The organism is Nocardiopsis trehalosi NBRC 14201 (genome assembly GCF_001552555.1).
GTDB lineage: Bacteria > Actinomycetota > Actinomycetes > Streptosporangiales > Streptosporangiaceae > Nocardiopsis_B > Nocardiopsis_B trehalosi.
Map to the genome: position 1 here is coordinate 1 of NZ_BCRK01000181.1, position 12488 is coordinate 12488.

The following is a 12488-nucleotide window of genomic DNA, read 5'->3' on the forward strand; positions in this document are numbered from 1 at the left end:
GCGGGGCGGCGGGCCGCCGCCCCGGTCAGCCGCCGATGGCCGACATCGGCCGGGCGGGCTGCAGGAACGCCGGGTCGTCGATGCCGTGGCCGGGCAGCTTCGCGGCCACCGCGGCCCGCCACCGGTCGGCGATCTCGGCGTCGGTGGCGCCGCCCCGCAGCAGCGGGCGCAGGTCCGACTCCTCGCGGGCGAACAGGCAGTTGCGGATCTGCCCGTCCGCGGTGAGCCGCACCCGGTCGCAGGCGCCGCAGAACGGGCGGGTCACCGATCCGATCACGCCGACCGTCGCGGGGCCGCCGTCCACCCGGAACAGTTCGGCGGGCGCGCTGCCCCGGGTGGCGGCGTCGGCCGCCTCCAGGGAGTACACCGCGCTCAACCGGTCCAGGATCTCGTCGGCGGTGACCATGTCGTCGCGCCGCCACCCGTGCTGGGCGTCGAGCGGCATCTGCTCGATGAACCGCAGCTCGTAGCCGTGGTCCAGGCAGTAGCGGAGGAGTTCGGGGGCCTCGTCGTCGTTGACGCCGCGCATCAGGACGGCGTTGACCTTGACCGGGGTGAGCCCGGCGGCGGCCGCCGCCGCCATGCCCGCCAGGACGTCGTCGAGCCGGCGGCGGCGGGCGAGGCGGGCGAACACGTCGGGGCGCAGGGTGTCGAGCGAGACGTTCACCCGGTCGAGCCCGGCCTCGGCCAGGGCCGGGGCCACCCGCGCCAGGCCGATGCCGTTGGTCGTGAGGGCGGTGCGGGGCCGGGGGGTGAGCGCGGTGGCGGCGGCGACGATCCCGGGGAGCCCGCGGCGCAGGAGCGGTTCGCCGCCCGTGAACCGCACCTCGGTGATGCCGAGCGCGGTCACGCCGATGGCGATCAGCCGGTTCACCTCGTCGTCGGTGAGGACCTCGTCCTTGGGCAGCCAGTCGAGCCCTTCGGGGGGCATGCAGTAGGTGCACCGGAGATTGCAGCGGTCGGTGAGAGAGACCCTGAGGTCCGTCGCCACCCTCCCGTGGGAATCGGCGAGCACGGGCGTCACCTCCTGGTGGTCGCGCGGCGGGGGTGCGGGCGGTCCGCCGCCGGCGCCGTCGTGCGGACGCGGCGCCACCGTTGGTCTTCCCGCCGGAACTCCAGCCTAAAAGACGGTGGAAGCTCCGGGTTTCCACCGCACCGTAGCCCGTTGTCCGTCAATGTCATGATCAATGCGATTCGTCCCACTTCATCCGGGGTGCCGGTCGTCGTCGCGGCCCGAAACCCCCGTCCGCGCGGACGGGGATTCCGGAGGAACACACCAGTCCGCCCGCCCGGCGGCGCGCGTGCGCCCGCCCCGCATCCGGTCGGCTGTGGCATCATCCTGGCGGCCGGGTGCCGGCCGGCGCCCGCCGCCGGAATCGAGAGGAGCCCCAATGATCACGTCGAGACGGTGGCGGCTTCCGGGCGGCCCCAACGGGACGGAGCGGCTGGCGGCGCGCGCCTGGGCCGCGGCCGGGGCCGAACCCGCGTGGCTGGCCGTGCTCGTGCACGGCTACGGCGAGCACATCGGCCGCTACGAGCACGTCGCCGAGCGGCTGTGCGCGGGGGGCGCCGCGGTCTACGGCCTGGACCACCGCGGCCACGGCGGCTCGTCGGGCGAACGGGTGCTGGTCGAGGACTTCGCCGGGGTGGTCGAGGACGTGCACCGCGTCGTCGTGCAGGCCCGCACGGCCTACCGCTCGCTGCCGCTCGTCGTGGTGGGCCACTCCATGGGCGGCCTGATCGCCGCCCGCTACGCGCAGGAGCACCGGGCCGACCTCGCCGGGCTGGTGCTGTCGGGGCCGGTGCTGGGCCGCTGGGGCGCGGTCGACCGGCTGCTCGCGCTCGACCCGATCCCGGACGAGCCCATCGACCCCGCCACCCTGTCGCGCGACCCCGGGGTCGGCGCCGCCTACGCCGCCGACGACCTCGTCTGGCACGGCCCGTTCCGCCGCCCCACGCTGCGGGCGTTCGCCGCCGAACTCGCCCGCGTCACCGCGGGCGGCGATCTCGGCGACCTCCCGCTGCTGTGGCTGCACGGCGCCGACGACCGCCTGGTCCCGCTCACCGACACGCGGGTGGGCATCGAGGCGCTGGCCGGCACCGACGTCACCGTGCGCGTCTTCCCCGGGGCGCGGCACGAGGTGTTCAACGAGACCAACCGCGACGAGGTGCTCGACGAGGTCGTCCGGTTCGCCCGGCGGTGCGCCGGCGCCGACCGCTGACGGCGCGCCCGCCGGGCCGCCGGGGCCGCCGTGCGCGGCGGCCCCGCGGGCGGCGCTCAGTCGGTGTAGAGGGCGGCGATCTCGGCCGCGTGGCGCTCCTGCACCACCCGCCGCTTGAGCTTGAGCGAGGGGGTCAGCTCGGCGCCCTCGACGGTCCACTCGATCGGCAGCAGCCGCCACCGCTTGACCTGCTGCACGCGGGCCAGCCGGTTGTTGGCGGCGGCGACCGCCGCGCCGACCTCGGCCAGCACGCCGGGGTGCTCGGCGAGGGCGGCCAGGCCGTCGGCCTCGATGCCGTGCGACGCCGCCCAGGCGGGCGCGACCTCCGCGTCCAGGGTGAGCAGGGCCACCGGGTAGGGGCGGCGGTCGCCGTAGGCGAGGGCCTGGCCGATGAGCGGGTGCTCCTTGAGGCGGCCCTCGATGGCGGCGGGGGCGATGTTCTCGCCGCCGGCGGTGATGATCAGCTCCTTCTTGCGGTCGACCACGTAGACGAAGCCGTCGTCGTCGATGCTCCCGATGTCGCCGGTGTGCAGCCAGCCCTCGTCGTCGACGAGGGCGGCGCTGGCCTCGGGCCGGTTGTGGTAGCCGGTGACGTTGATGGGGCCGCGGACCAGCAGCTCGCCGTCCTCGGCGGTGGTGACCTCCATGCCGTCGGAGGGCAGCCCCACGCTGCCGAACCGGTAGGCGTCGGCCCGGTTGCAGGTGACGGCCCCGCAGTTCTCGGTCATGCCGTAGACGTCGCGGACGAGCAGGCCGAGCCCGGCGAAGAAGCGGACGGTCTCCTCGTTCATGGGGGCGGCCGCGGTGATGCAGTTGACGGCGCGGTCCAGGCCGATGAGGCGGCGCAGCGGCAGCAGCACCTGGGCGTCGACCTCGGCGAAGCGGCGCTCCAGGCCGCGGTCGCGGACCCGGCCGTACTGGCCGTCCTCGATGTAGGCGCGGGCGATCTCGGCGGCCGACTCGATGCCGGCCCGCTGCTCGGCGGGGGCGGCGGCCAGCGCCGAGGTGAGCCCGGCCTGCAGTTTCTCCCATACGCGGGGCACGCCGAACAGGCCGTGCGGCCGGACTCTGCCGAGGTAGGCGGCGAGCTGGGTGATGTCGGGGCAGAAGTGGATGTGCCCGGCCACGACGATCGGCAGGTAGACGCTGAGGACGCGCTCGGCGATGTGCGCGAGCGGCAGGTAGGACAGGGAGATGCCGCCGTGGGGCAGGCGGCTGGCGCGCTGGGTGATGGTGACCTGGAAGAGCACCTGGCGGTGCGTCTCGTAGACGCCCTTGGGGTCGCCGGTGGTCCCCGATGTGTAGAGGAGGGTGGCGTTGTCGCCGGGGCTGAGCGCTGCGGCGCGGGTGTCGACCAGGCCCGGGTCGGCGGCGAGCGCGCGGCGGCCCTCGCCGGTGAAGTCGGCCCAGGAGACGTAGCGGGGGCCGTCGGGGGCGGTGGCGGGGACGGCCGCGCCGTCGAGCAGCACCACGGTGTGCAGGCCGGGGACGGAGGCCAGCGCCGGCCCCCAGCGCGCGAGTTCGGCGGCGCCGTCGAGGACGGCCACGCGGGCGCAGCAGTCGGCGGCGACGAACGCGATCTGCTCGGGCGCGAAGGTGGCGTAGACGGTCAGGGGGACGCCGCCCGCGTGGACGGCGCCGAGGTCGGCGATGAGGTGCTCGGGCCGGTTGGGCAGCATCAGCGCCACGGTCTCGCCGTGCTCCAGCCCGGCGGCGGCGAAGGCGGCCGCGGTGTCGAGGACGGCGGCGCGGTACTCCGCCCAGGTGCGGGTGGACCAGTGGCCGCCCGCGTCGTCGGGCACCCACTCCGAGAGCGCGGGAAGGCCGCCGTCCTCCTCGGCCACCCGCCGGAACCAGTCCACCAGGGTCAGCCCGTCGATTTCGGCCTGCACGCCCTTCCGTGTGCGCAGGACGTCACTGTGTTCCATGAATCCCACTTTCACCCGTTTCCTGTGACGAGGGTCACCCCCGGACGGCCATCGGACCACGCCGGGTGGACGCCCGGCAAGTAGCCGGGATCGCCTTCTGCGCAGGACTTTTCGGATGCTTCAGAATTCGTGGATGTTCTCGGTCACCTGTTGCTCATCGGTCCCTCAGACATAGAGATCCCGGCGGACCGGAACCGGCCGCGCGAGCGTTTCGGCGTACGCGGCGGCGAGCCGGTCGACCGCGTCACCCAGCACATCGGGCGGCTGGGTGTAGGCCAGGCGCAGAAACCGCTCCAGGGTGCCCTCGGCGCCGAAGACCGGGCCGGGGGCGGGGTGCACGCCGTGCCGCAGCGCGACGTCGCCCAGCGCCGTGGCCACCGGGCGCGGCAGCTCCGCCCAGAGCACCAGCCCGCCGCTGGGGGTGGTGAACCGCCACTCGGGGAGGCGGTCGCGCAGGGCGGCGGTGAGCGCGTCGCGGTTGCGCCGCAGCTGGCGGCTGCGCTCGGCGCGCACCCGCATCACGTCGGCCAGCAGCCGCGTGACGGTGAGCTGGTCGAGGATCGGGCTGGACAGGTCGTGGCGCTGCCGCACCGCCATCAGCCGCTCGGCCATGGGCGGGGTGGTGCGCACCCAGCCGATGCGCAGGCCGCCCCAGAGCAGCTTGGCCACCGAGCCGACCGTGTAGACGCGGCCGTCGGTGTCGTGCGCGGCGAGCGGGGCGGGCTGGTCGCCGGAGTCGATGGCCAGCTCGGCCACGCTCTCGTCCACGATCAGCGAGGTGCCGGCGCGGCGCGCCTCGGCCGCCACGGCCGCGCGCTCGTCGTCGTCCATCAGCGCCCCGGTGGGGTTCTGGAAGTCGGGGATGAGGTAGGCGACCTTGGGCCGCCACCGGCGGAACGCGTCGACCAGGTCCTCCATGTCCCACCCGTGCGGGCCGACCCCGACCGTCCGCACCCGCGCCCCGTGCCGGCGGGCGCTGTCGAGCGCGTGCGGGTAGGTGGGGGTCTCCACCAGCACCGGGTCGCCGGGGTCGACGAGCAGGTCGAGCAGCATCGCCACCGAGTGCTGCGCCCCGTTGGTGACGAGGATCTGCTCGGGCGCGGTGGGCAGGCCGCGCTCGACGTAGCGGCGGGCGACGGCGTGCCGCAGCTCGGGCAGGCCGAAGGGGGCGTACCCCTGGCCGCCGACGTGCGCGGAGAGCTGTTCGACGGACCGCCGGGCCGCCTCCTGGAGCCCTTCGACGGCCGCGGGCGCGGCGACGCCGAGGTCGATGTGCTCGGCGTCGGGGACGAACAGGGCGGCGGCGCCCGCGCCCCCGTCGGGCAGCACGGTCCAGCTGCCCGCCCCCTGGCGGCTGTCGAGGTAGCCGTTCTCGCGCAGCCAGGTGTAGGCGGCGGTGACCGTGTTGCGGCTCACCCCGAGGGCGGCGGCGAGGTCGCGTTCGGCGGGCAGCCGGGTCCGGGTGGGCACCCGGCCGTCCAGGACGAGGCCGCTCACGGCCCGCGCCACCGCGAGGTAGTACGGCCGCTCGTGCGCACGCGGGCCGATCAACCGGGCCAGGAGATGGCCGTTGATCCGCCGTTCACCCACCGACATGGCGCCACTTTCCGGAATTGGCTCTATTCGCACGTGCCACAGGGGGCCAATACTACGACATGGCCTGGTTCGTCACGTCCACTGGAAAGCCGCCCGCCGTGCCCCTCCGCCCCGCCGCGCTCCTCCGCCGCGTCCTGCTCACGCCCGTCCTGCCGCCGCCCCGCCCGCGCCGGCTGCTCCGCCTCTACGCCGGCCTGTACCTGTACGGCCTGGGCAGCGCGCTGCTCATCGCCGCCGACCTGGGCGCCATGCCGTGGGACGTGCTGCACCAGGGCCTGGCCCGCTGGACGGGGCTGTCGGTCGGCACCTGCTCCATCATGGTCGGCGCGCTGCTCATGCTGGTGTGGATCCCGCTGCGCCAGCGGCCCGGACTCGGCACCCTGAGCAACGTGGTCGTGGTCGGCCTGTCCGTCGACGCCTCCCTGTGGTGGCTGCCGGAGGCCGGCCACCTCGCGGTCCGCGCGGGGTACCTGGTCGCCGGCGTCCTCGTCACCGCCGTGGCGACCGCCTGCTACATCGGCGCCCGGCTCGGCCCCGGCCCCCGCGACGGCCTGATGACCGGGCTGGCCGCGCGCGGGCTGTCGGTGCGCCGGGCGCGCACCGGCATCGAGATCGCGGTCGTGCTCACCGGCGTCCTCCTGGGCGGCACCCTCGGCGTGGGGACGGTCGTCTTCGCCCTGGCGATCGGCCCGCTGGCGCAGGTCCTCCTCCCGCTCTTCGACGTCGGACCGCCCCCCGCCGCGCGCCCCTGACCGGCGTCGGGTCCGGGATGCGGGCGAACCGGAGGGCCGCCCGCGGCATCCCACCATTACGACGTCGTAACAAGATCGTCGGCGGCCGGGGCGGGCCGCCGGGCCGGTGCCGAACGCACACCCCGATGACCTCGCGGAGAACGGGGATCGAGCGTCCAGCCCCACGAAAGTTACATATCCGGTTACGCACTTTTCCGTAGCGTCCCACCAGGCACGCCGCATCTCGCGGTAGCGTGACCGCAGCGACCTGAGGGCGGGTGCCGGCGCACCCCGGCCGCCGTCGCGCCCGCTCCCCCGCACGGGGCCGGACGCCGGCGCCGGGGATCCCGCGCCTCGTGGCGCCGCCGCATGGCCGCGGGGCCATCGGGAGTTGGATACGGTACGTCCGCGAATCTTGATCTTGGTTACTGAGGGGGTGAGCCGCGTGTCCGGCTGGATTGAGGATTACGCGCTGATCGGCGACATGCAGACGGCTGCTCTCGTGGGGCGTGACGGCTCCATCGACTGGCTCTGTCTCCCCCATTTCGACTCGCCCGCGTGCTTCAGCGCGCTGCTCGGCGACGAGCAGAACGGCAACTGGTGGATCCGGCCGGCCAACGGCGAGACCCGGGCCACCCGGCGCCGCTACCGCCAGGAGACCCTCATCCTGGAGTCGGAGTGGGACACCCCCGAGGGCAGTGTCCGCGTCATCGACTTCATGCCGCCGCGCGGCGGTGCGCCGCACCTGGTGCGCATCGTCGAGGGGCTGCGGGGCACCGTGCGGATGAGCACCGCGCTGCGCCTGCGGTTCGACTACGGCAACGTGGTGCCGTGGGTCCACCGCAGCGGCACCGAACTGGTCGCCGTCGCCGGGCCCGACTCCGTCTGGCTCAGCTCCCCCGTTCCGCTGGAGGGCCACAACTTCGCCCACGACGCCACGTTCACCGTGAGCGCCGGCCAGCGGGTCCCCTTCGTCATGACCTGGCACCCCTCCCCCGTCGAGGAGTCCGACCACCTCGACGCCGAGAAGGCCCTGTCGCGCACCGAGCGCTTCTGGCGCGAGTGGGTCGACCAGTGCACCTACGAGGGCGACTACCGCGACGCCGTGGTGCGCTCGCTGATCACCCTCAAGGCCCTCACCTACCGGCCCAGCGGCGGCATCGTCGCCGCCCCCACCACCTCGCTGCCCGAGGAGCTGGGCGGGGTCCGCAACTGGGACTACCGCTACTGCTGGCTGCGTGACGCCACCATCACGCTGGAGGCGCTGATCCGCAGCGGCTACACCGACGAGGCGCAGGCGTGGCGCGAGTGGCTGGTGCGCGCCGTCGCGGGCGAGCCCCAGCACATGCAGATCATGTACGGCGTGCGCGGCGAGCGCCGGCTCTCGGAGTGGGAGGCCGACTGGCTGCCCGGCTACGAGAACTCCCGCCCCGTGCGCATCGGCAACGCCGCCGTGGGCCAGTACCAGCTCGACGTCTACGGCGAGGTCATGGACGTGCTGCACCTGGCCCGCCGCAGCGGGCTCAACAGCGGCGAGCACGTGTGGGGCCTCCAGCGCTCGCTGGTGAACTACCTGGAGTGGTGCTGGGACGAGCCCGACGAGGGCCTGTGGGAGGTCCGCGGCCCCCGCCAGCACTTCGTCCACTCCAAGGTCATGGCGTGGGTGGCCGCCGACCGCGCCATCCGGATGATCGAGGAGTTCGGCAAGGAGGGTCCGATCGAGCGCTGGAAGGCGCTGCGCGACACCATCCACGCCGAGGTGTGCGAGTACGGCTTCGACTCCCGCCGCAACACCTTCACCCAGTACTACGGCAGCCAGGAGCTGGACGCCGCCCTGCTGCTCATCCCCGAGGTCGGCTTCCTGCCCTACGACGACCCCCGGGTGATCGGCACGATCGAGGCCATCCGCGACGACCTGATGGTCGACGGCTTCGTCATGCGGTACCGCACCGACCGCGACGACGTCGCCGATAAGCTCCCCGGCGACGAGGGCGCGTTCCTGGCGTGCAGCTTCTGGATGGCCAACGCGCTGCTGTCCATCGGCCGCGAGAAGGAGGCGCGCGACCTCTTCGAGCGGCTGCTGGCGCTGCGCAACGACCTCGGCCTGCTCGCCGAGGAGTGGGACTCCAAGAACGGCCGCCAGGTCGGCAACTTCCCCCAGGCGTTCAGCCACGTCCCCCTGGTCACCACCGCCCTCAACCTCTCCCACCACGACGGCCACCGCCGGGGCGAGGTCTAGGCGGGAGCACCGCGCCGTGCGGGGTAGGACCCGGTCATGCAGGACCTCTCCGCACAGGGCTGGCCGCAGCTGCTCGCCCTCCTCGTCGCACTGGTGCTGTGCTCCCTCATCGGCCTGGAGCGGGAGCTGCGGCAGAAGAGCGCCGGCCTGCGCACCCACACGCTCGTGGGGCTGGGCGCGGCGCTCTTCATGGTCGTCAGCAAGTACGGGTTCGGCGACGTGCTGGGCGACGACGTCAACCTGGATCCGTCGCGGGTGGCCGGGCAGATCGTGTCGGGGATCGGGTTCATCGGCGCGGGGCTGATCTTCGTCCGCCAGGACGTCGTGCGCGGGCTCACCACCGCCGCCACCATCTGGGTGGCGGCGGCCGTGGGCACCGCGGCGGGCGCCGGGCTGTGGCTGGTCGCGAGCGCGGTCACGGGGGCGCACTTCCTGGTGGCCTTCGCCTACCCGCTGGCGCTGCGGTGGGTGTCGCGGTCGCGGCCCGCGACGGTGCTGCTGGAGGTGCGCTACGCCGACGGGCGCGGTGTCCTGCGGGCGATCCTGGCCGAGGCCACCGGGCGCCGGTTCGCCGTCCAGCGGGTCGACACCCGCCGGGCGACCGGCGACGGCGCCGCGGGCCCGGCGGTCGACCTCGCGCTGCGGCTGCACGGCGACGGCGACCCCAGCGAGCTGGCGGTCGCGCTGGCCGAGACCGACGGGGTGCTGGCCGTGCACCAGGCCGACCCCGGCGGCGACGAGTGAGCCCGGGCGGGCGGCGCGGTCAGCGGGTGACGACCGGCTCCGCCCAGGCGGCCGTGGCCGTCTCGCCCTCGCACGGCGACTCGGCGCTGACGAGTTCGAGCCGCAGCACGCCGGTGACGTCGACGGACAGCTCGGCGTCCTCGCCCAGGCCCAGCGTCTTGGTCTCCAGCTGCTCGCCGTCGCCGATCACGGTGAAGACGACCTCGGCGCCGGAATCCGAATCGTCGGTCAGGCCGACCGTGGTCTCGAACTCCTCGTAGGCGCGGCCAAGGTCGAACTCGGTGGTGACGTCGCCGCACGGGACCTCCACCGTCAGCGCCTCGTCGTAGTCCTCGGCGTTGACCGTGGCCAGCGTGCTGCGGTAGTCGCTGTCCTCGTTGACGGGCTGCTCGGAGGCCAGGTGCAGCTCGTCGGGCTCCTCGCGCTCCGGGCCCGTGCCGTCCTCGTCGCCCGCTGTGGGGGTCGCGCTCCCGCTGCCGGCGCCGTCCGACGGTCCGGGGTCGTCCGACGGCTCGGCGGCCGCGCCGGCCTGCGGGTCGGGCGCGGGCCGGACGGTGGCGGGGGCGAAGCGGTCCATCACGTAGTAGGTCCCGGCGGCGCCGAGGAGCAGGCAGACCACGGCGAGCGCGGCGAGCCCGGCGAGCGTCCGGCCGCGCCGCCGCGTGCGGCCGCCCCCGTCGGGCCCCTGCGGGTGGCCGTCCGGCGGGCTCGGCGGCGGGAACCCGTCGCCCGGGGTGCTCCACGCGGGTTGCGACGCGGGGGCGCCGCGCAGGCCGCCGACCGGGCGGCCGGGCGCGGTGCCGGACGGCTGCGGGCGCGGGCCCTGCCCCGGCGGGGTGGCCGGCCCGGGGGCCGGCGGCGGACCGCCGGCGCCGAGGGGGCGGGTGGGGCCGGTCGCCGGGCCGCCCCTGCCCAGCGGGGCCGTGGGTCCCGTGGCCGGGCCGCCCCTGCCCAGCGGGAGCGGGGTGGTGGGGTTCGTGGCCGGACCGCCCGGACCCGACGGGTCCGGGCGTCCCGGGAGCGGACCCCCCGTGCCGAGCTGGGTCGTGGGTCCCGTGGTCGGGCCGCCCATGGCCAGCGGGGTGGTGGGGCCCGTGGCCGGGCCCGCCGGTCCGGAGGCGGGCGGGGGCCCGGTGAACGCGGGGCCGTGCGGCGGGGCGGTGCCCGTGGGCGGGGTACCGTCGGCGCCCGGGCCGCCCGCAGCAGGGGTGACGGGGCCGGAGGGCGTGCCCGCCACCGCTGCGGCGGCGCCCGCCGCGGCGCCGATGGCGCCCGGGTCGGCCGCCGGCATGCTCCAGGGCACGGACGTGGTCAGCGACCGCAGCGCGCGGATCCACTCCAGGGCGGCCGGGCGGTCGCCCGGCTCGGCGGAGAACATGGCGAGCACCCGGTCGCGCTGGTCGGTGGCGCCGGCCAGCAGCGGGAGCGCGCCGAACCGCTCGCGGAGCCGCTCGGAGGCGGGCGGCGGCTCCTGGCCGGTCAGGGCGAAGTAGACGACGGCGCCGAAGGCGTAGCGGTCGGTCGCCGGGGAGTACTCGCCGCTGAACACCTCGGGGGCCGCGTAGCCGGCGGTGAACCAGGGGGCGGCGGTCACGTGCCGGGCGGCGATGCGGCTCAGCCCGAAGTCGACCAGCGTCGCCTGGCCTTCGCTGCTGATCATGATGTTGCCGGGCGACAGGTCGCCGTGCACCACGACCCGGCGCGACGGCGTGGCCCGCCCGGAGTGCAGGTGGTCGAGCACCTCGGCGACCTGCTCCAGGTGGCGGAGGATCTCACGCTGGCCGCGCGGCCCCTCAGCGGCGTGGTCGGCCCGCCAGTCGCGCAGGTCGACGCCCTCGACGTGGTTCATCACCAGGTACAGGCACCGGTCGCCCGACTCGGCGGCCGCGCCGGCGGGATGCTCCCCCGGGCCCTCGAAGTGCTCGCGCACGCCAACGACGCCGAGCCGGTTGATGAAGCGCAGCAGCTCCGCCTGCTCGTTCCAGCGCGCGCTCAGTTCGGCGAAGCGCTCCGCGCTGCCCACGGCGTCGGCGTTGAGGACCTTGACCACCACGGGTTCGGTCTGCCCCGCGAGGGCGACCTCGGCCAGGTAGAGGGTGGCCTCGCCGCCGCGCCCCACCGAGCGGACGAGGCGGTACTTGTCCGGCTGGGCGTCCGGGCCGACGAACAGGTGCGTACTCACGGAACCCTCCACGGGCCGGGGGCGGGGGCGGCCACGACGGACCGACCGCAAGCGTAACCGGATCCGCTCCGCCCGGGGGCGCCGTCGGCGCGGTCTCTCCCGGCGCGGCCGGAGGCGGCTAGGTGAGTTTGGGGTCGCCCCACACGGCGACGGCGCCATCGGGGCAGGAGCCGTTCCAGTCGACGGTGAGCCGGAGGCGCAGGACGCCGTCGACGGGCACCTCGATGTCGGCGGAGTCGCCCGCCGCGACGGTCTCGGCCGCCAGCCGGGTGCCGTCGCCCGTGACGGTGAACGTGGCCGAGCCGCCGCCGGTGACGCCGACCGTGGTGGTCAGCCGGCCGGCCCCCCGGGCCAGGTTGTACTCGGCGGTCGGCTTGGCGCAGTCGCCGGTGACCCGCAGCGACTCCCCGTAGGTGGTGCCGTCGAGGGTGGCCGACCCGCTCTGGTAGCCCCCGGCCGGGACGATCGGGCTGCGGTCCGCCACCGGTTCGCCGGGGGTGTCGTTGACGCGCTCCTCGTCGGGGGCGCCGTCCTCCTCGGGTTCGGCCGACGGGGACGGGCTCTCGCCGTCCTCGTCGCGGTCCTTGTCGGCCGCCGAGGCGTCCGCGTCGGGCACGGCGGGGTCGGCGCCGCCGCCCGGTTCGGGGTCGGCGGCGGCCACGTCGGCGGGGCGTTCGGTGAAGGCGTAGACGCCTCCGCCGACGGCGACGAGCGCCGCGAGCACGGCGCCGCCCGCCACCAGGGCGGTGCGCCCGGTGCGGCGGGGGCGGGCGGCGGGCACCGTGGCGACCCCGGGGGGCGCGGCGTGCGCGGCGTTCGGCGCGGTCCCCGCCGCACCGGCGGGCG

General features: G+C 75.5%; 9 protein-coding genes. 4 read left to right on the plus strand and 5 right to left on the minus strand.

Features of this window, described 5'->3' with window-relative positions:
* Positions 1 to 25: 25 nt before the first annotated feature.
* Complete coding sequence (gene moaA, locus NT8_RS23285) at positions 26 to 1015, minus strand: GTP 3',8-cyclase MoaA (RefSeq protein WP_217999293.1); 990 nt, start codon at positions 1013 to 1015, stop codon at positions 26 to 28.
* Positions 1016 to 1391: 376 nt separating this feature from the next.
* On the opposite strand from moaA, the gene NT8_RS23290 reads away from it, so the two are divergent.
* Positions 1392 to 2222: an alpha/beta hydrolase gene (locus NT8_RS23290; protein ID WP_067973673.1), complete on the plus strand. Its 831-nt coding sequence runs from the start codon at positions 1392 to 1394 to the stop codon at positions 2220 to 2222.
* 56 nt (positions 2223 to 2278) lie between these two features.
* Here NT8_RS23290 and NT8_RS23295 read toward each other — a convergent pair whose 3' ends face one another.
* Entirely contained in the window at positions 2279 to 4150 is a 1872-nt protein-coding gene (locus NT8_RS23295) for an AMP-dependent synthetase/ligase (protein ID WP_067973674.1), read from the minus strand.
* 165 nt (positions 4151 to 4315) lie between these two features.
* Positions 4316 to 5746 (minus strand): MocR-like transcription factor YczR, encoded by a 1431-nt coding sequence (gene yczR, locus NT8_RS23300; protein ID WP_067973676.1) that lies wholly within the window; start codon positions 5744 to 5746, stop codon positions 4316 to 4318.
* Positions 5747 to 5805: 59 nt separating this feature from the next.
* Between yczR and yczE the strand changes: the two genes are divergently transcribed.
* From yczE to NT8_RS23315, 3 genes are all read left to right on the plus strand, one after another.
* Entirely contained in the window at positions 5806 to 6498 is a 693-nt protein-coding gene (yczE, locus tag NT8_RS23305) for a membrane protein YczE (RefSeq protein WP_067973680.1), read from the plus strand.
* Positions 6499 to 6922: 424 nt separating this feature from the next.
* Positions 6923 to 8716 carry a glycoside hydrolase family 15 protein gene (locus NT8_RS23310; protein WP_281203522.1) on the plus strand — a complete coding sequence of 598 codons (1794 nt, stop codon included), beginning with the start codon at positions 6923 to 6925 and terminating at the stop codon, positions 8714 to 8716.
* A 36-nt stretch (positions 8717 to 8752) separates the two neighbouring features.
* Positions 8753 to 9460, plus strand: coding sequence for an MgtC/SapB family protein (locus NT8_RS23315; protein ID WP_067973683.1), 708 nt, complete (start codon positions 8753 to 8755; stop codon positions 9458 to 9460).
* A gap of 19 nt (positions 9461 to 9479) precedes the next feature.
* Here the strand turns inward: NT8_RS23315 and NT8_RS23320 are convergent, their stop codons facing one another.
* Entirely contained in the window at positions 9480 to 11642 is a 2163-nt protein-coding gene (locus NT8_RS23320; RefSeq protein ID WP_067973686.1) for a protein kinase domain-containing protein, read from the minus strand.
* A gap of 118 nt (positions 11643 to 11760) precedes the next feature.
* Positions 11761 to 12488: NPCBM/NEW2 domain-containing protein (locus NT8_RS31370; protein ID WP_174549623.1), on the minus strand; the 728-nt coding region annotated here is incomplete at its 5' end.